At 45.2% G+C, this 20,884-nt stretch carries 13 protein-coding genes; 9 read left to right on the forward strand and 4 right to left on the reverse strand.

All coding sequences use genetic code 11. From position 1 onward, the window contains the following. Window positions 1–431 precede the first annotated feature (431 nt). From BLQ53_RS17935 to nfsA, 3 genes are all read right to left on the reverse strand, one after another. Window positions 432–836 carry a VOC family protein gene (locus BLQ53_RS17935; RefSeq protein WP_093728684.1) on the reverse strand — a complete coding sequence of 135 codons (405 nt, stop codon included), beginning with the start codon at window positions 834–836 and terminating at the stop codon, window positions 432–434. A 263-nt stretch (window positions 837–1,099) separates the two neighbouring features. Beyond that, entirely contained in the window at window positions 1,100–2,047 is a 948-nt protein-coding gene (locus tag BLQ53_RS17940) for a helix-turn-helix transcriptional regulator (protein ID WP_093728685.1), read from the reverse strand. A 675-nt stretch (window positions 2,048–2,722) separates the two neighbouring features. Beyond that, window positions 2,723–3,472, reverse strand: a complete 750-nt coding sequence (nfsA, locus tag BLQ53_RS17945) for an oxygen-insensitive NADPH nitroreductase (protein ID WP_093728686.1) — start codon at window positions 3,470–3,472, stop codon at window positions 2,723–2,725. A gap of 245 nt (window positions 3,473–3,717) precedes the next feature. Between nfsA and BLQ53_RS17950 the strand changes: the two genes are divergently transcribed. The 5 genes from BLQ53_RS17950 (at window position 3,718) to BLQ53_RS17970 (ending at window position 8,685) form a co-directional block, all read left to right on the forward strand. Next, a complete protein-coding gene (locus tag BLQ53_RS17950; RefSeq protein ID WP_093728687.1) occupies window positions 3,718–4,569 on the forward strand; it encodes an amidase domain-containing protein in 852 nt (283 codons plus the stop codon). 55 nt (window positions 4,570–4,624) lie between these two features. Further along, window positions 4,625–5,098 (forward strand): tRNA (cytidine(34)-2'-O)-methyltransferase, encoded by a 474-nt coding sequence (locus BLQ53_RS17955; protein ID WP_093728688.1) that lies wholly within the window; start codon window positions 4,625–4,627, stop codon window positions 5,096–5,098. A 146-nt stretch (window positions 5,099–5,244) separates the two neighbouring features. Further along, window positions 5,245–5,559: a helix-turn-helix domain-containing protein gene (locus tag BLQ53_RS17960; RefSeq protein ID WP_212733375.1), complete on the forward strand. Its 315-nt coding sequence runs from the start codon at window positions 5,245–5,247 to the stop codon at window positions 5,557–5,559. Between the two features lie 112 nt (window positions 5,560–5,671). Then, window positions 5,672–6,694: an HD-GYP domain-containing protein gene (locus tag BLQ53_RS17965; RefSeq protein ID WP_170829769.1), complete on the forward strand. Its 1,023-nt coding sequence runs from the start codon at window positions 5,672–5,674 to the stop codon at window positions 6,692–6,694. Between the two features lie 95 nt (window positions 6,695–6,789). Then, window positions 6,790–8,685 (forward strand): PrkA family serine protein kinase, encoded by a 1,896-nt coding sequence (locus BLQ53_RS17970; RefSeq protein WP_093728702.1) that lies wholly within the window; start codon window positions 6,790–6,792, stop codon window positions 8,683–8,685. 39 nt (window positions 8,686–8,724) lie between these two features. On the opposite strand, the gene BLQ53_RS17975 is transcribed toward BLQ53_RS17970, so the two are convergent. Then, window positions 8,725–9,495: a sulfite exporter TauE/SafE family protein gene (locus tag BLQ53_RS17975; protein WP_093728690.1), complete on the reverse strand. Its 771-nt coding sequence runs from the start codon at window positions 9,493–9,495 to the stop codon at window positions 8,725–8,727. Window positions 9,496–9,592: 97 nt separating this feature from the next. Here BLQ53_RS17975 and BLQ53_RS17980 point away from each other — a divergent pair, with 97 nt between their 5' ends. The 4 genes from BLQ53_RS17980 (at window position 9,593) to odhB (ending at window position 20,833) form a co-directional block, all read left to right on the forward strand. Then, complete coding sequence (locus BLQ53_RS17980) at window positions 9,593–10,489, forward strand: LysR family transcriptional regulator (protein WP_093728691.1); 897 nt, start codon at window positions 9,593–9,595, stop codon at window positions 10,487–10,489. A 157-nt stretch (window positions 10,490–10,646) separates the two neighbouring features. Next, window positions 10,647–16,415 carry a lamin tail domain-containing metallophosphoesterase family protein gene (locus BLQ53_RS17985; RefSeq protein ID WP_093728692.1) on the forward strand — a complete coding sequence of 1,923 codons (5,769 nt, stop codon included), beginning with the start codon at window positions 10,647–10,649 and terminating at the stop codon, window positions 16,413–16,415. A gap of 309 nt (window positions 16,416–16,724) precedes the next feature. After that, entirely contained in the window at window positions 16,725–19,571 is a 2,847-nt protein-coding gene (locus BLQ53_RS17990; protein ID WP_093728693.1) for a 2-oxoglutarate dehydrogenase E1 component, read from the forward strand. Beyond that, window positions 19,568–20,833: a 2-oxoglutarate dehydrogenase complex dihydrolipoyllysine-residue succinyltransferase gene (odhB, locus tag BLQ53_RS17995; RefSeq protein WP_093728694.1), complete on the forward strand. Its 1,266-nt coding sequence runs from the start codon at window positions 19,568–19,570 to the stop codon at window positions 20,831–20,833. Before BLQ53_RS17990 ends, odhB begins: the two co-directional genes overlap by 4 nt. Window positions 20,834–20,884 lie beyond the last annotated feature (51 nt).

A 20,884-nucleotide genomic window follows, 5' to 3' on the forward strand; every position in this document is an offset into this window, starting at 1 on the left:
AGTCGAGAAACTGGCAGAGCTGCAAGAGAGCAATCAAATGCAATTGAGCAGCATGAACGAGCAAAATACAGAAAGATCTCGATGATGTAGTAAGAGAACGAAAAAAAAAGAGACCAAGAAATTAGTCTCTAACGCAAAAGCGGGTGCAATGGCTGCTTTCTTAGGTGATGCTTTGTAAATACGGATTGGCTACAAGTGTTTTAACGGTTCCGGTTATTTTGATAATAAACGAGTTAATCCTAAAGAGAAAAAGGTTGCCTTTATGGCAGCCCTTAGTCTTTAGGCTTTGCAGTACGGAACTTCTTTGCTTCAATGGTAATCGTTGCAATACTAATTCCTAAAGTGATTACCGAAATACCAGAAGTTAACCATGGCATCAAATCGCAACCACAACCAGTCACCCAAAATCGGGATCTTACTTCAACTATCCGTCAATCCCTGCCACTGAACCGTTTTATTGCTTCCTCGGTTACTGGCTCAAAGAGGTTAACGAGGTTGCCGTCAGGATCACGGAACAGTATAGCACGGTTTCCCCACGGCATCGTGGTTGGTTCCTTTACCCATTCTTCGATAAACGGCTGCAATCGTTCGTATTCGGCATCGACATCGTGGACACGGAACTCTATGATGACAGAATGATTGTCAGCCGCCACTGCTGAACCTTCACCGAAAAGTGGTACTGTCTGCGAGTGGCCGATCGCCAGGGTGCACGATGGCATAACGAGTTCGGCAAAGACGGGCGCGGGGCGCTCTGCTGAAACACCGAAGACTTTCTCATAGAAATTGACAAGACGATCCACATCGTCAGTAATAATGCGCACAGAAGCAAAATTCACAAAATACCATCCTTCCAATAGTAAATGATACAATACCGTATCACTTCATTTTTTGTTGTAAACGTTCAAGAACTTACCCATTTGATTCTACGATCACCTTTCCTTGCCTGGCTGCTCAATTGATTCATAGTGAAATGAATGAATTTCTGGATGTTGATTGGCAGTGTCCTCCTGAACCGAAACCAGATATACGTCGCATTGATCTCTCACCTCTTTATGTTCACTGAGACCAATTATAAAATAACGCTACTGACAACAGTATGTCAGTAGCGTTTCAACATTTTTTGGGCTTCGTCACGAATCCGATTTCGGAATGATTCAGGCTCCAATACAACCACGCCGGCTCCCCAGCCAAGCACCCATTGCAGCAATTCGTCCAGTTGACGAACGCGTAAGACCACATGCAATCCGTCTTGATGCTCTTCCATATCCTCTATGTAATGATTGTTTGATTGCTTCACCTTATCTGCGATGTCATGGTTAAATCGGAGTCGAATTCGCAAATGCCGATCATCCGGAGGGGTATACTCCCTTAAGTTAAAATGCGCCGGTCGTTCGAATCGTTCCTCCAGATCGATCAGTTCCGACATTCGGGACAATCGAAAATGGCGAATGTCTTGGCGCAGATCACACCGGGCAACGAGCATCCACGAGCCTTGAACGAGCACCAATCCATAGGGAGCCACCGTACGAACACTATGTCGTTTACCTTCGGAATCAGTAAGTCTTTTTACATAGTGAAAGTTGATCTTTCGTTCGTCTACTATCGCTCGGCGAATACTTTTTAAATATTCTTTTTCTTTTGATGGCGTGACCTGTTTATCGGAGATGAGCAAACGGATAGCCTTACGTACACGAGACGTTTCATTGCGAACGCTCTCCGGTAGAATAGCCTTGATTTTGCCGCGAGCAGCTTGCGCCCTAATACGGTAATCATCATCAAATTGTTGTTCGATAAAGTCCGTTCCAATCAGCAAGCTCACAACTTCGGGTACCGTGAAACTGATCGGCGGCAGGAAATAGCCTTCCATCAAGGAATATCCTTTTCCGGGAGCGCCTATGATCGGCACACTTGCTTCACTTAGCGCTTGAATGTCGCGGTAGATGGTTCGCGTACTGGTTTCAAATCGAGTGGCCAAATCTTCGGCACGCACAACTTCTTTACGTTGCAACTCCAGCACGATCGCTAACAATCGATCTGTTTTGTTCATTGGTTACCCACCTTGATGTTTATTGAAAATAATAGTACCACATCTTAATGGAGAAGATAATGGAGTGAATTATTGGCTGGCATCTATCGGGGATCTCTACAAAATAAGGGCAATGCTTCCGTTGGCGTTAATCCGTTAACTGGCCCGTTTCTTGCAAAGGCTTTACTCTATTAAAAAATCAAGTTCATTCAAGATACCCATACCGCATGGCCGGAAGTCGTGTCTTATTTACTGACTCCAACTCACTTAACAGCCAATGTGAATAGACGAAAATTTATCAAGAAGGAAGTGCAGGAATCTACTCGTTCCTATTTGGTAGAATAGGACAATACAATCCAGGAAGAACGCACAAAACAGAAAAAAGTTTTAAATCAGCAATTGGATGACAGAGAAGAAGGAATTCAAGGAAAGGACGACTGACCCTGAAAGCGGCTTTATGTACAGGGAAGGGCAGCCAAAACGATGGGTGTTACGAAAAGCATGAGCGTCTCTCCGGGAAATATTAGGGATAATATCACTGCCTTATCCAGCTGTGTTGATCAAATACACTATGCTCCGGAGAGCAAGCAGATCTGGATAACAGCTTCAGCTAGCTCATTGACCACTTACATCATTAGGGGGGGCAATTTTGGAACGATCACATTTACATGAAAGAAGACCGCTGCTGCGGCCTTCTTAATGTTTTGCCCAACCCTTTTGTGTAATGAAATCCTTCATATAAACTCGCTTCGGTATCCGCAATTTATCAGTAGCCTGCTCGGTCCACGTTGTTTCCCGGCTGTTATCGGGGCGCTCCACATAATAAGCTTGGATGGTACGATCGTATTCTTCCAGCTGAGCATTGAGCATGCCCTTATCCACATTGTATCTATTTTCATGATAGACACTTTCAAACGGCAGCCGTGGTTTTTTCTCGCTCACTTTTTCTGGATATCCGACAGCGATCCCGAACAGAGGCAGTACATGTGCAGGAACACCCAGACTAGCAGAAACACCGGCCAGATTATTCCGGAGCCCGCCGATGTAGCAGATGCCCAGCCCCATCGATTCCGCGGCAATAGCAAGGTTCTGAGCGGCTAATGAGGCATCGATCGTACCGATTAGCAAGGCTTCGGTTCCTTGGATTGTTTCGGAAATATCTGCCCGCAGATTGCTGGCCATTTCCTTATGGCGATAGAAATCAGCGCAAAAAACGAAAAAGTGGCCGTTTTTAACGACGTATTTCTGACTGCCAGCATAAGTGCTGAGTTCCTTTTTCACCAAAGGATCGCTTACCCCAATGATTGAGTATGCTTGGAGGAAGCTCGACGTGGATGCTGCTTGTGCAGCGGAGACGAGTTCCCTGATTTGCTCCCCTGAAAGTTGTTCGGACGTAAATGATCTTACTGATTTGTGACTCAAGATGGTTTGCAAGACATCAGACATCGTATTCTCCCCCTTTTTTATAAGGATACACAAATTCGTCACATTTGTAACTAAAAATGTTTGCGCTTTCATGGACGGAATCAGCCAAGCTCATGAAGCATATACTGCCATGATTCTACATACATACAAGTGAGGTGGGAGCATGGAGACATTCATGACTATATTATCTGTATTTGTCGTGGGAGGCTTGCTCCTTCTGCGCGGATATGCTATGTCATATCGGAGGAAGAACAGGAGGGATAGAGATGGGGAAGAGTGAACAGCTGGCGGATTATTGGATACAGGAAGTCGAAGGGAAGAAAGCTGGAAATTGGCTCGTCAACCGGATTGCATCCCATGAGAAAGACGGGGCAAAGGTTGCGCAGATTCGCGGAGAAGGCATGATTTTGAGAGAAGAACATGATGGGGAAGAAGACATCATCACTTATCGGCTATGTGCAACTTTCCTCATTCATAAGCAGCATGCGACGTATCATGAAGAGGAAGTGCATACGCATGTAGCCCGTTTGCGCGACGGACAGATCATTCAGGATGAACGCATCGAGGATGCTGTGCAGCCGCATGTCCCGGGGCTAGTCGTTTATGAAAGCAATGATGAAGATTTTGACCGCCAGTTCAACTATGACAGACGTGCGGCTGTACAATATGCCGAACGATGGTGGAATGACTATAATCCTGCTTATAAGAAATTTGAAGTCGACTGCACGAATTATGTTTCCCAGTGTTTGCGGGCAGGGGGGGCGCCGATGAGGGGAGAGCCGGATCGGAATTCGGGATGGTGGTTCAACGGACAAAGCTGGAGCTATAGTTTCACAGTGGCAAATGCCTTGCGATGGTACTTGAGCGGTTCGACGCAAGGTTTGCGCGGTCAGGAAGTAGCCGATGCAAGGCTGCTCCGGCCTGGAGATGTGATTTGCTATGATTTTGAAGGGGATGGCAATTTTAATCATAATACCATTGTGGTAGCCCGCAATGCACAAGGTGAGCCGCTGGTCAATGCTCATACAGCCAACAGCAGGATGCGGCATTGGGCTTATCTTGATTCTCCTGCCTATACAGAAAATGTTGTTTATAAATTTTTCCAGATTGGGGTATGATCTCTGCTTATGCTATACTAGCAAGGTTGAAAGTTAAAAGCAGAGGTGAAAGTATATGCCAAGACATATCGTACTATTCCAGCCAGAGATACCGGCTAATACAGGAAATATCGCTCGTACCTGCCTTGCAACAGATACGACTTTGCATCTGATTCGTCCGCTCGGTTTCTCGACGGATGACAAAATGCTGAGAAGATCAGGATTGGACTATTGGCATGATGTGGATATCCATTATTACGATAGTATAGAAGCGTTATATGAACGATTTCCAGAAGGTGTCTTTTATTATATAGAGAACTTCGGTACCAAGCATTATACGGATTATGATTTCAGTGATACCGACCAAGACCTTCTATTTGTCTTTGGACGCGAGTCGACCGGTATTCCGAAAGATTTGCTGATAGGAAAAGAGGAGCAATGTCTCCGGGTTCATATGACAGATAAAGTCCGTTCTTTGAATCTTTCCAATACTGCTGCAATCATTATATACGAAGCTCTTCGTCAGCAAGGCTTTGATAAGCTATCTTAAACTGCACCTAGCGTGCAGTTTATTTTTTTACTAGTTGTTTAGACATAGATGAATTAGGGATAATGTAGTACTTTTACCGGTTTTATTTGGTAGCAATATACTAATGTCACTTATATCCGGTGGATTTACTGATATGAGGCGGTATAATGGAGTGCATGAATAATGTGAAAGATTACACGTTATTGCTTCGCGCATTTGGGGATAAACTGCGTTATCTGAGGAAAGAACAGATGTTGACACAGGAAGAATTGGCTGGCATGGCGGGTTTTAATCGTTCGTACTATTCCGATATCGAAAACGGAAAGCGGAATATATCTTTTGTAGGCATCAGTAAATTGGCCATCGCGCTGAATGTGGAGATGGCGGAATTATTGCCAACAAAAGAGGAATATAATAAGCTGCTCGATTTGGAAGCAAGACACAGCCAGGAATCGATTACATACATATACGGCAACTGTTGAAAGGCACTTGCGCAAAACATGAGGGGCTGAGATAGGGATTCTTTGGCAGCCAGTTGCTAAATGGAATCACAGGCTGTAAGATACGGCAGTTTTTTGTAAAAGGAGAATGGAATTGATTTTAAAACGAAAACGCATCCAAGATATACTGCTTGGTGATATCATGGGCAATGATATCGTTCTGGCGGATAAGACAAGAGTGGAGAAAGGGACAGTCATTACGGCAGCATTACTCGATCAGCTGAAACAAAACAGAGTGCCGTCTGTCATTGTCGAGACCGAAGAGGAAGCTGCTGCTGACCTATTCAGCAAGTCAGACCGTCTTCAGCAGATGATTCAGGCGCTGCAAGAGAAAGAAACCGATCACCAAGCCACATATAAGCGGAGCATGGAAAAGCATTTCTACACGAACCTGTCTTATATTGCATTCGAGTATCGCTACGGTAAGTTGCTCTATGAAGAAGAGAATATCCGTTTCTTGAAGGATCTTTACGTAAAAAGCTTGAAGACAATGGGACGCAGCAGTCTTTGGCATCTTCTCGAGCAGCGTGATCCATATGCTTTCATTCATTCCTTGGATGTTTTCGTCATCGGTACCATGCTTGCTTATCATATGAATGTCGTCCAATTGGATCTGTGTGCAACAGGATATTTATTCCATGATATCGGAAAACTGGAAATACCAAGGGAGATCCTGGATAAAACATCCACATTGACGAAAGAGGAATACGAAATCGTTCAGACACATACGGTCAAAGGAGAGACACTTTTGAACCAAGCGGGCGAACCATTGCTTGGACGCTATGCCAGAAGCCATCATGAACGACTGAATCGAAAAGGATATCCGGATGGTGCCTATTTGCCGGAACTGGGAGTGGACCTGCAAATCTTGGCAGTGGTCGATACCTTTTCAGCACTCACGCTATCCCGTACCTATCGGGAAGTGCTGCCAGCAACGGAAGCCATCCAGCTGATGTTGGAGATGTCAGAAGCATACCCGAAAAAAATCGTTAAAAAACTAGCGCAGCTCATGCATATATTTCCAAGTGATATGAGAACAGTTCAGCTGGATGATGTCATGATGAATGAATACACGAATGAAGCACATATGGAAATAGGATGGAAGCAAAAGCCGTAAACACCGTTTGCGAATTGCTGGCATGATAGCTCAATCCCGGGCATACATTAAGGTAATCGCCTTTTGTTTAACAATGCCTGGGAGGTTAATGAATGATGAATATATTGGATAAGGTACAGCAGTATCGCCAGGAACAAGAGAAACTTCACTGGGAAGGAACGCTCGCCGATTATCTGCGTTTATTGAAGGACCGTCCTTATCTTGCTCAATCTGCACATTCCCGTGTATATAATATGATCAAGCATAAAGGCATTGAAGAGGAGGATGGTGTAAAAAGCTATAGCTTCTTCAAGGACTCATTGTTCGGTTTGGAGGAGCCGCTTGAGAAGCTGGTTGAAGAATACTTCCATCCGGCAGCCAGGCGACTGGATGTACGCAAACGGATTCTGTTGCTCATGGGTCCTGTAAGCGGAGGTAAATCCACGCTTGTCAGCCTGCTCAAACGAGGGCTTGAGGAATATACACTGACAGATGAAGGGGCCGTTTATGCTATCAAGGGCTGTCCGATGCATGAAGATCCGCTTCATTTGATTCCGGTTCATCTGCGCAAGGATTTTGAGGATGAGTATGGTATTCGGATAGAAGGAAATCTATCACCTCTGAACTTGATGCGGCTGGAAGAAGAATATGATGGCAGGATTGAAGATGTTGTCGTGGAGCGGATCTTCTTTTCCGAAGACAAACGCTCGGGTATCGGTACATTCAGTCCTTCTGATCCGAAGTCGCAGGATATTGCGGATTTGACCGGTTCCATTGACTTCTCCACCATCGCGGAATATGGATCGGAATCGGATCCGAGGGCTTATCGATTTGATGGGGAGCTCAATAAAGCCAACCGTGGGCTGATGGAATTCCAGGAGATGCTCAAATGTGATGAGAAGTTTCTTTGGCATCTGCTTTCGCTGACGCAGGAAGGCAACTTCAAGGCTGGTCGATTCGCTTTGATCAGTGCTGATGAACTTATCGTGGCGCATACCAACGAATCTGAATATCGTTCTTTTATCTCAAATAAAAAGAATGAAGCATTGCACTCCCGGATGATCGTCATGCCTGTTCCTTATAATCTTAAAGTTGATGAAGAAGAGAAGATTTATCAGAAGATGATTGCTGAGAGTGATATCAAGGATGTTCATATCGCCCCGCATACACTGAAGATTGCTGCAATGTTCACGATTCTTACTAGATTGAAGGAATCGAATCAAGGCGGTATCAGCTTATTGAAGAAAATGCATCTGTATAATGGGAAGCTTCTGGAAGGCTTCAGTGATGCAGATATTCAGGAACTCAAAAAAGAACACAGCGATGAAGGTATGAGTGGAATCGACCCGCGTTATGTGATCAACCGCATCTCCAGTACGATCATCAAAAAAGAAATGCGTTCCATCAATGCATTGGATGTACTTCGTTCTTTGAAGGATGGTCTCAGCAGTCATGCATCCATCTCAAAAGAAGATCGAGAACGTTATTTGAACTACATTGCAGTAGCGCGGAAAGAATACGATGAGATGGCGAAGAAGGAAGTGCAGAAAGCATTTGTCTATTCCTATGAAGAATCTGCCAAGACATTGATGGATAATTATCTGGATAATGTTGAAGCTTATTGCAATAAAACAAAGCTCCATGATCCGCTTACAGGGGATGAAATTCCTTCTGATGAAAAATTGATGCGGTCGATCGAGGAGCAAATCGGCATTTCTGAAAATGCCAAAAAGGCATTCCGGGAAGAAATCCTTATCCGAATTTCGGCTTATGCCCGCAAAGGGAAAAAGTTCGATTATCAATCTCATGAACGGCTGCGGGAAGCAATCCAGAAAAAGCTGTTTGCGGATTTGAAGGATATAGTTAAAATTACGACATCGACCAAAACACCGGATGAGCAGCAGCTGAAAAAGATGAATGAAGTAGTTGCAACATTGATAGATGAGTATGGCTATAACTCCACATCGGCAAACGATCTTCTCCGCTATGTAGGAAGTTTGCTGAACAGATAAAATAAACCGCCGGGTTTCCCTGGCGGTTTATTTGTATGGTTAGGCGGATAAAAGCAAAAATCCAGCGAATATAGGCAGCAGTACCATTGCCGTTTTTAAATAGACTGGACGGACACGCTTTGTGAACTTGGCTCCGATATAAGAACCGATCATTGTTCCTGCGACTACTTCCAGCAATAGTTTGATGTCCAAAAAACCAAGCTGCGCATAACCGACGCCTCCTGCCAAAGCAATCGGAATAATGATCATCATCGTTGTACCGGCAGATTGCTGTGCGGACAATCCCAGTAGAATCAAAAGACCGATTTGGATGAATGGGGCGGAACCAATTCCGAATAATCCAGACAGAGCTCCAGTAAGTATGCCAAGCAGTGCAGCCACAATGAAGTAGACAACGTTGTTTTTGTAAATGAATGCACGCAGCGTATTTTCTTTGTCGGCAGGTTTACCCATTAGTAAAAGGCGGATGCAAAGCACCACACCGGATAGGACGAGCATGCCGGCTGTAAGGTAGTTCAAAATATCTTCCGGGATGATGCCGGAAAAGTGGGAACTGATGAAAGCGCCAACTGCGCCGAAGACTCCGATGATAAGGCCGGCCCGCATCGTCACATTACCCTCGCGGTAATGACTGACAGCACCTGAGAAAGAAGAGAATAACATGGATGCAAGCGCCGTTCCCAGTGCAACATGAATCGGAAAACCGAACAGCACTGTCAAAATGCTGATGATGAATCCGGATCCGCCAGCCCCGACAAAGCCGATGATAAGACCGGCAGCAATCATAATTAAAATAATTTCAATAGCCATAATAATACTTCCCTCATTTCTAGTTGTAATTTTATTTAATCATAGTAAAATGCTGTTGTATAATGCATAAAAAACATACAACCAATGCAGAAAGGTTATGGGTGATCTGATGGAATGGCAGCAACTGGTTTATTTTAAGGAAGTAGCAGAGCGGGAGCATTACCTAAAGGCAGCTAAAGCTTTGGCCATATCCCAGCCAGCCTTGAGCCGATCAATCCAGAAGCTGGAGGAACAACTTGGAGTCCCGCTTTTTGAGAAAAGAGGAAGAGGAATTGTTCAAAGCCGCTATGGGAAAGCTTTCTATACGCACTCAGTCAACATACTGGGGGAGATGGAGAAGGCGGAGAAGCATTTACGTAAAATGAAGGATCCGCACTATGGAGAGATCACCCTCGGGTTTATGAGATCGCAGGGTCTTCAGCATATACCACGGCTGCTGAAGCAGTTTAAAGAACGTTATCCATCAGTGGAGTTTTCTCTGAATCAAGGCTCGACAGAAGAACTGATTAACCAGTTAAGGGAAGGGAAGCTTGATTTGTGTATATGTAATATGGATCAGGGAATGGAAGGACTGGCCTGGCGGAAGCTATGGACGGACCAGCTTTATGTATATGTCTCTGATACACATCCGCTTGCACAAGAAGAGCAGCTGGCATTAAAGCAAATAGAAAAAGAGCCTTTCCTGCTCATTCGGCCAGGGTACAGTGCCAGAGTGATGTTTGAACAGATAGTGGAAAAGTACGGTTTGGAACCAAAAATAGCATTCGAAAGTGAAGATATGATGACCATACTAGGCTTTGTCGCTGCCGGACAAGGAATTGCCCTGCTTCCATCCATGGAAACGCTTCATATGCATCATGTCAAAAGCATTCCCCTGATGGAACCAACAGAAAGGCAAATTGGCGTTGCCTGGCGGGAAGGAAGTGTACGTTCCCCGGCAAGCGAACATTTTGTTGAACAGCTTGTTACTTACTCGACCCGATTTAGGAAATAAAGCGATGTATTGTCGTTTTATTTTATTATGGTTAACTATTTGATGAATTTTGTCGAAGTATTGTGACAACAATTTACAGCTTATTTATAAAACCTTAATACATAAGTTCTAGAATGAATGCGGGAGGACGATTCCAATAAAAGATAGGGGGAGCTATATGAAGCGTTCATATCGAGTGGCTGCCGGTCTCAGTGCATGTTTGCTGCTCATGCAGGCAGTCGTGCCCGCATCCATTCCAGTAGCAAAGGCAGAGGAGAAACTTCGTGAGAACAAGGTTTCGATCACGGAAGTGTATGGAAGTAAGAAACAAGATGTGGAAGGTTTCTCTTTTATTGAAGTACATAATGGAACAGAGGAAGCGAAAACCTGGAAGGAGCTTGCGCTTACCTACACAACAGACCATGATAAGAAGCTCGAATTCCAAGAGCCGGATGAGCAAATCCCAGCCGGAGGCTATGCCGTACTTGCTTTGGACAATGAGGCTACAGTCGAAACTTTCAATAATCATTTTGGAACTGAGCTGACCGGGGCGGCATTCACTAATGTAACAGAACCTTACATATTCCAAGATGGAGAGCAGCAGCTAGCCATCACCGACACTGCAACCGATCAAACTTCCGTGTCTGTATTCCACTTTCAGGATGTGGAGCAGGCAGAAAGCATCCATTTCGCAAATGATCAGAAAACACCAACCATCCTGGCAGCGCCATCACCAGGTAACGAAAAAATAGAACAAGTCCAAAAAGAAGATACACGGGAAGATACAACGGAAAGTCCACAGCCGGATGCACCGGAGCAGGACGTGAAGGACGATCCTTCGGATGAGGACGAGCAAGCAGCAGATGCCAAGACAAAAGATCAAGAACAGCAAGAGCAAGCCGAGGCTTCAGATGAAAAACAGCAGGCTGCAGAAAATGAAGGCGAAGATGAAAAGCAAACAACAGAAGAAACCGAAGCAAATAAAGAAACGGCACAAGAGGGACAACGCTCTCTAATCCATGAAGCGATCACCAGTGCTGATGGAAGCAGTGATCTTACAATTCGTGCTTCCATAGAGAACGGGAACGCAGATTCCGCTGTGCTTACTTATATTACAGCCCCAGGCATGGCGGAACAGAAAGTGGATATGACAGACAAAGGCGATGGAACTTGGGAAGCCGTCGTTCCTAAAGAAGTGCTTTGGAGCCCGTCGTTCCAATACAGCATTGAGGCGGTTAGCGGAGATTCCGCATTACGTTTTCCTGAAAGTGGTTTGCAGCAAACGGATATAGCGATAGTTGAAGCTGATTCGCAGACGCAGCCGCCGGTCCTCATCACGGAAATAGTTCCTGATAGTGATAACGTCAATGGTTCGGATGCATATGAGTTTATCGAAGTGTATAACAACTCCGATCAGCCGATGGATCTCAAGGATTACAAGTTATCCTATCAATATCCTGATGGCAGGCAGACAGATTGGGATATCGATCGTGCTGTCACGCTGGAGCCTAAAGGTAAAGTCGTAATCTGGATCAAGAATGGTGCCAATCAATCACTTGGATTAACTGATTTCAACAGCCATTATCAGACTGATCTGACAGAAAATCAAGTTATTGAAATTCATAATGACGGGATGGCAAATGGATCAGCCCGAACGATTGCGTTCCAAACTGACAGTGGAGCGCAGCTTGTAGCAGCCAGCTACAATGACGCAGAAGGAATCGATGACACGTATCCGAATCAGGGTATTACTTACAAAGCTTCGGGTTCGGCACAAATGACAAAGGTGGGGCTACAGCTAAAAGCTTCTCCAGGCAGTTTGATTGCAGGACAAGTTCCATCGGAAACGGTGAAGATGGAAAAGGATGAAACTGCGCCGGAAATTACACACGAGCCAGTGAATACCGTCACCATTCCCGCACCGCTTCGCATTGAAGCGCAAATAAACGAAGAGAATTTCATTCAGCACGTCACACTTTACATCAAGAAAGAAGGCGCAAATGACTTTGAGCAGTTCAGTATGCAGCAAACTGGAGAATCCTATCAAGCGGAGATCCCGACTGCTGAACTGGAAGCAGGGACACTGGAATATTACATCGAAACATCTGATGGTTTCAACAGCTCCAAAACAGATACGTTCAAGGTGGAAGTGAAGCAACCGGATACGGATTATACAGCCCTTCCTTCCCTGCTGGTCACGGAGTTGGTTCCTGATTCCACCAATGTGAACGGTGCAGATGGTTATGAATTCATCGAAGTCTATAACAATACGACAGCACCGGTCGATATGCAGGACTATGATTTGGCATATGTGTATCCGGATACGAGAGTGACTGCTTGGAGACCTGATGAAAGTCCAATCATCCAGCCTGGTGAAACAGCTGTATTCTGGGTTATCAACGGTTCCAATAATGATTTGACAGCTGATGATTTCAACGCAAATTATGGCACGAATCTGACACTTGGTGAAAACTTGTTCAAAGTTCAAACCGGCGGTATGGCCAATGGCAGCCAGCGTGGGGTTGGTGTTGCTACCAAGACAGGCAATACGATTGCGATGGCAACATATAACGAGGTGACCGGTGTCAAGGATACGGTTGCCAATATGGGAATCAACTACAAGTATCCACTTGATGGTTCGACAAATATGCTGAAGCTGAACGCTGGTACCATTGTCGGTACCCCTGGAAGTGTCACCTCTGACCAAGTGCCAGGTGAGCCTATACAAGTGGAAGAAGACACAGTCGCACCGGAAGTGAAGGATCTGACGGAAATAGACACCATCAACCAAACAGAAGATTTGCAGCTTACGGTCGAAGCTTCTGATGATAAAGGTGTGAAACGTGTAACGGTTTATTATCGAACTGACGAAAACGGCGAGTTCAAGCAAGTCGATCTCACGAAGAATGAGCAGACAGGCTATTACCACCATTCTGTTTACACGCCGGAGCTGATCGCAAAGGACTATGTGGAGTACTATGTAACGGCAACGGATGGATTCAATCAAACAAAGACCAAGACAAAACGAGTCAATATTGAGCGTGACCAAAAGGAAACAAGTCCGCGATTGAATGTGGAGGAAGGGCAGCTTCTTTCTGGAACATACAAGCTGAAAGCAACCTCGGATACCGAACAGGAAACTACACTGCTGATCGATGGAAAAGAAGTTGCGCAGACAGACAAAGCATTGGAAACAAAGGCGTATTTTGCTTTTGATGTGAATGGCATCAATACGTATTTCCAAAATGCAGTTGTACAGGACGGAGAAGTTCTGCACATATTTGATGATTGGATCGATACGTATACAACCATTACAGTTCCTGTGGATCCGGATACACTGAAGGCTGGGGAAAACACAATCAGTATCCATTCCGGAAATAAAGCTTCCCCATTTCAATTGGAATCCCCGGAGAACAGGGATGACTTCGATGCGAAAAATGTTCGTCTGGTTCTGGGGGATGGCACAGTCTTGTACGATCCGGCATTTGCTGATCCTAACCAAGTGATTGACATTGGTGATAACGGAAATTATCGTCCGGTTCAAGACTTTACATTTACTATCGATCCGGAGAAATTCAAAGCGAAAGCCTACGATTGGGATACAACGAAAACCGAAGACGGTACACATACGATTGAGGCAAAAGATGGAGAAGCATCCGACAAAGTATCTGTGACGGTTGATAACACTGTTCCTGTTATTGAGACGGCAATGGAAGACGGGCAATCTTACAAAGGGCCATTCACGATCGAGGCAAGTGCAGAAGATGCATTGAGCGGACTGGATAGCCTTACGGCCGAATTGGATGGGGAAGAAATCCAGCTTCCATATGAGACTTCTTCTGCGACTTTATCAGCGGGTGACCATAAGCTCGTGCTACGGGCTGTTGATAAAGCTGGGAATGAGGAAGTGCACACAATTAATTTCTCAACTCCGGACGAGCATCCTGTTGCACCCGAACTGATCCAACCGGAAGATGAAGCGGGCAATGTAGGGAAGAATCCAGAGCTTGAAGTGAAAGTAACGGATCCAACCGGAGATGATATGGACGTTACTTTCTACCAAGGACATAAATATAAAGTAAGCCAGGATAGTGAAATCAAAGCCTACAAGAATGCTGCAGATTATGAACCGCCATCCGACTATGCGCCGGAAGGGGAAGAAGCATTCAGCAGCGAGGATATCGATAAGGTTGCGGATGTAGATGACAAATATCTCATCAATGACAGTGAAACGCAGTTCCCTTATCATCGATTCGAGGTTCCTGTTTCCAAGGATGTTGACGACAAAAATGTCGTTGAAGTCAATTGGAGCGGTAATTCCCTGCCAGGACGAAAGGTTTCCATGTATGCATGGAACCACCAAGAAGAAGATTGGCAGCTAATCGATTACAAAGTGGCAGGGGACGAGGACTTTGATTTACAAGGTTCTGTAAATGTTGATGCCTTTGTGAAGGATTACAAGATCAATATCCTGATTCAGGATGAAATTGCGATCGAAGATGAAGATTATGATTATTCCTTCGTCTGGATGTCCGATACGCAGTATTATTCTGAAAGCTATCCGCACATTTACAACGATCAAGTGAACTGGATTGCGGAAAATAAGGACAAGTACAATATCGACTATGTCATCCATACAGGTGATTTGGTGAACTTCTCAGACCAGCCGTACCAGTGGGAAGTTGCGGATAAAGCAATGCAGGTATTAGATGATGCAGGCATTCCTTACGGCGTTCTTGCTGGTAACCATGATGTGGAACAGAAAAGTAACGACTATACAGAGTACTACAAATATTTCGGAGCGGACCGCTTCGAAGATAAGCCTTGGTATGGTGGTTCATACAAAAATAACAGGGGACATTATGATTTGATTTCCTCGAATGGCAATGACTATATCATGGTCTATCTTGGCTGGGGCATCGAGGAAGAAGGTATTGCATGGGCCGATGCAGTACTGAAAGCACATCCAGATAGAAAAGCTATTCTGAACTTCCACGAGTATCTGCTGTCATCAGGCAACCGTCATCCGATAGGTGAACAACTCTATCAGGAGCTTGTCCTGGATAATGAAAATGTATTTGCGGTTCTTTGCGGTCACTATCATGCTGCCGACATGCTTGTTGATGAAATCGATGATGATGGCGATGGTGTGACAGATCGCAAAGTATACCAAATGCTGGCTGATTATCAGGCAGGTCCTGAAGGTGGTCAAGGTTATATGCGTATTCTTTTATTTGATGCCGAAACGGATCAAATAAAAGTTAAAACTTACTCTCCGTATATGGATGATTACAACTACTACGACGAAGAGGAATTCCCTGGTGTAGACGAATTCTCTATCGGTTTGGAATTGGATGCTCAGAAAAAACGTGTGGCAACCAACTATGTCGAAGTGAATGTCTTCGGAACAAAAGAAATTGGGAAAGCTGAAGATGTGAAAAGTGGTGAAAGTGCTTCTGTAACATGGGATGGACTAACTTCCGATCATGAGTATGCTTGGTATGCCATAGCAGAGGATGCACATGGCGGAAAAACAAAATCCGACCTTTGGACCTTCACTACGGAAGGGGGAGCTCCTGATCCTGGAGACAATGGCAATGAACCACCGGCGGAAAACCCGCCAGGCGGAGATGATAACGGGCAAGAGGATCCAATCATCGACGATGGAGAGAACCCTCCTGGCGACAATGAGGAAAATCCACCTGCCAATAACGGTAAGAATCCACCAACAAATAACGGCAGCAATGGGCAGGGGGGTAATACGATTACACCGACTGCCGGAAATGTTTCAAATGTACCTGGGGATTCCAAAAAAACGACACCATTCGGCGGAATCCTGCCTGATACAGCCAGTCATCTATATAACTACCTTTTGGCTGGTGCAGTACTTCTGGCTCTAGGGGGAGCATTGTATTGGTTCAATAAAAGAAGAACAAGCAACAAATGAAGTTGGAGGATAATTGGAAAAAGACTTTCCAATTATCCTCTTTTTTTAATTTAAAAAAGCAAAGAATTTTTCTTCCTGAAACTAAAATGTAAAAACGCTTTCAAAATAATGATATTTATGAAATACGTTAGCATAAACCCTTATATATCAATAAAGAAAGCGTTTCAAAAAATTTCTTGTTTTAGTTGTAACTTTTGTCTCGTTACGGTATATTGAGAGTGTAAAAACGCATCAAGCTACTTAAATAAATTTCCAATTTCCTAGTCTTTTCTTAATTTAAAAAAGTTACTTCTATTGGGGGGAACAGTCGTGGGACAAAAGGAATCTAGCGAAAGATTCTGGGAGAACTTCCATGGACCGAATATGGGTTATGTGGAGGAGCAATACGACAAATACAGGCAAGATCCGGAATCAGTGGAAGCTTCATTGAAAGAGTTGTTCGATACACATGGAGAGCCGCGGTTGTCACAGCGTCAAGGGGAAGGCGTTCCATCCGCAGGACTTTCCGAAACATCAATTAAAAAAATTACGTCAGCAATTCAGCTTGTGGAGGCTATTCGCCGTTATGGGCATCTGGAAGCAGATATCTATCCAGTAGGCGGGGAACACGAAGAAGCAGCAGTACTAACGAAAATGGAGGATTTCCAGCTTGGTGAATCGGACTTAAAGGATATTCCGGCAAGCTTTGTTTGGGAAGACGCTCCAAAAGATGTACATACGGCATGGGATGCCGTACAGCAATTGAAGGAAAGATATGCAGGAACTACTTCCTTCGAGTATGATCATGTGGCTAATAACGAAGAACGTAAATGGCTTCAGGAACAAATTGAGACTGCCTCTTATATTCCGAAGTGGAGCGAAGCTGATAAGAAGGAAATTTTGAAACGGCTTACAGATGTGGAAGGCTTTGAATCCTTCCTATCCCGTACATTCGTTGGGCAGAAACGTTTCTCCATCGAGGGTCTTGAAGCGATGGTGCCGATGCTTGATGCAATCATCAAGGAAGCATGCCTTGCTGATACGAATGATGTGATGCTGGGCATGGCGCATAGGGGAAGGCTCTCTGTTCTTGCACATGTTTTAGGCAAGCCATTCGATCTCATTTTCTCTGAATTCAATCACACGGGTGAGAAAGAACTGCTCCCGTCTGAAGGATCAAAAGGGCTGCATGGCGGGTGGACAGGTGATGTAAAGTATCATTTCGGTGCGGTTGCAGAACACCATGAAGGACAAGAGAAGCACACGACAATCACATTGGCAAATAACCCTTCCCACCTGGAATTCGTAAATCCGGTTGTCGAAGGTTTTACTCGAGCGGCTCAGGATGATACTTCCAAGCCAGGATATCCGGAACAAGATCCTTCCAAGGCACTTAGTATCCTCATCCATGGTGATGCTGCTTTTATCGGGGAAGGCATTGTAGCTGAAACGCTTAACCTCGGAGTTCTTCCAGGGTATAGTACAGCAGGATCGGTTCATATCATCGCTAACAATCAGGTTGGCTTCACGACGAATCGCAGGGATGGACGTTCCACTCGATACGCAAGTGATTTAGCGAAAGGTTTCGAAATTCCCGTCGTGCATGTGAATGCTGATGATCCGCTGGCTTGTGTTGCGGCTGCATCGCTTGCTTTTCAATACCGCCAGCGTTTCCATAAGGACTTCTTGATTGATCTTGTCGGATATCGCCGTTACGGTCATAACGAGATGGATGAACCGCGTTCGACACAGCCGATCCTCTATCAAGATATCGATGCACATGATACCGTAGCCAAAATCTTTTCTGCAAAGCTTGCAAAAGAGAACGTCATCAATGAGCAGGAAGGTTACGAAGTGCTGAGCGAACAAGTCGGTGAACATTTGAAGGATATCTTCCAAAATATGAAGGAAGAAGAGGCGAAGGAAAAAATGCCGAAACCGGAACCGGAAGCATTGAAATGTGACCTGCCTGAGATCAAGACCAGTGTCCCGGCGGATACATTGTTCTCGCTCAATAGACAGCTTCAGAAACGGCCGGAAGAATTCCAAGTCTTTAAAAAGCTGATCAAAATCTTATCCAAACGGCATCAGGCTTTTGAAGAAGAAGGGAAAGCAGATTGGGCTGTCGGCGAAATACTTGCTTATGCCAGCATTTTGCAGGAAGGTACTCCTATCAGACTGACAGGTCAGGATTCAGAGCGCGGTACATTCGCCCACCGGCACGCGGTACTGCATGATGTCGAAACGGATGCGACCTATTCCCCGCTACATGGATTGGACGAAGCGAAATCGTTTGCGCTGCATAATAGTCCATTATCAGAAGCTGGGGTCATCGGCTTTGAATATGGCTACAGCGTGCATAATCCGGATGCTTTTGTCCTATGGGAAGCACAATTCGGTGACTTTGCCAATACAGGGCAGGTGCTTTTCGATCAGTTCATTGCCGCAGGACGTGCTAAATGGGGAGAAAAGTCGAATATGGCCATGCTGCTGCCGCATGGTTACGAAGGACAAGGACCGGAGCATTCAAGCGGGCGGGTCGAAAGATTCCTGCAGCTGGCAGCAGAGAACAACTTGATCATCGCGAATGTGACAAGTGCCGCTCAGCTCTTCCATCTTCTGCGCAGACAAGCGAAACTTGGCGGGAGGGAAGAGGCAAGACCGCTCGTACTCATGACGCCGAAAAGCTTAATGCGAAGTGCGCGTTTGGCAAGTAAGCTGGAAGAATTCACGGAAGGAAGTTTTTCTTCCTTACGCGTTCAGCCTAACAATGAGGCAACATCCGAAACAGCGAGAACTCTCGTATTAGGCAGTGGAAAAGTGATGGTGGACTTGGAAGAGGCAATGGAAAATGAAGCGGGTTCATTCGAAGAGCTCCACATCGTCCGTCTGGAACAGGTTTATCCATTCCCAGCCCAAAAGATCAAACAAATCCTGAAAGACTACCCGTCCATCAGTGAAGTGAGATGGGTTCAGGAAGAACCGCGTAATATGGGGGCGTGGACATTTGTTCGCGATAGAATCGAAGTAATTCTGTCAGAGGATCAAACGCTTGAATATATCGGACGTCCGGATCGGGCATCACCAGCAGTCGGAAAGCCTGCTGTCCATAAAACAGAACAAAAGCAGATCATTAACCAAGCCTTAAAGCTGTCCAAGGGAGGAGTTAGCGTATGAAGGAACTAAAAGTACCAGAGCTGGCAGAATCAATTACAGAAGGAACAATTTCTGAGTGGTTGGTCAACCCGGGTGACCACGTTGAAAAAGGGGACCCTGTCCTGGAGTTGGAAACAGATAAGGTAAATGTGGAAGTGAACGCAGAGTATGGCGGTGTGGTCAAGGAATTGCTGAAGGACGCTGGCGATGATGTCGAAGTAGGCGATATTATTGCAACGGTTGATGAGAATGGCGAAGCTGGCGGTGAAGCTGCTGTTTCTGCAGCCGAAGAGACAAAAGCAGAAACAGCAGCTGTTGCAGAAGCTCCAGCTGATGAGAAAAAAGCAGAAACGAAAGTCGAAGCTGCTGAGCCTGCTGCTTCCAACAAAAATACACTCGCCACTCCTGCAGCTCGTAAACGTGCACGTGAATTGGGTATCAGTTTGGAAGAGATTTCAGCACGGGATCCATTTGGCAGGATTCGTCCAGAAGATGTCGAAGAGGCAGCAAAGCCGAAAGAAAAGCCTGCCAAACAGGCAAAAGCTGATAAACCGAAGCAGTCGGAAAAAACGGAATTCGATAAGCCTGTCGAGCGTGTGAAAATGACCCGGCGCCGCCAGACAATCGCCAACAGGCTTGTGGAAGCACAGCATACATCTGCAATGCTGACCACATTCAATGAAGTGGATATGACAGCTGTCATGCAGCTGCGCAGTGAACGCAAAGATAAGTTTCTTGAAAAGCACGATGTGAAGCTTGGATTTATGTCCTTCTTTACAAAAGCAGTCGTTGGCGCGTTGAAGGAATTCCCATACATCAATGCAGAAATCCAGGATAATGAAATCGTCCTCAAGAAATTTTATGATGTGGGTATTGCCGTATCTACTGACGATGGACTGGTTGTGCCGGTCGTACGGGATGCTGACCGACTCGACTTTGCTGGCATTGAAAGCGAGATTTCCCGATTGGGCAAGAAAGCTCGAAACAAAGAGCTTAGCTTGGATGAATTGAACGGAGGTTCCTTCACCATCACAAACGGCGGTATCTTTGGATCGCTTGTTTCCACACCGATCCTGAACACACCGCAAGTTGGTATCCTTGGAATGCATGCTATCCAAAAACGTCCGATAGCGATGCCGGATGATACGATTCAGATCCGCCCGATGATGTATCTTGCATTGTCTTATGATCACCGTATCGTCGATGGAAAAGATGCAGTACAGTTCCTTGTACGCATCAAGCAATTGCTTGAAGATCCATATGATCTACTATTGGAAGGTTAAATTCATTGGACCACCCTCTTGATGGAGGGTGGTTTTTTTATGTTCTTTTTC

Origin of the sequence: Terribacillus halophilus (assembly GCF_900101385.1) — a bacterium.
Classification (GTDB): Bacteria; Bacillota; Bacilli; order Bacillales; family Amphibacillaceae; genus Terribacillus; species Terribacillus halophilus.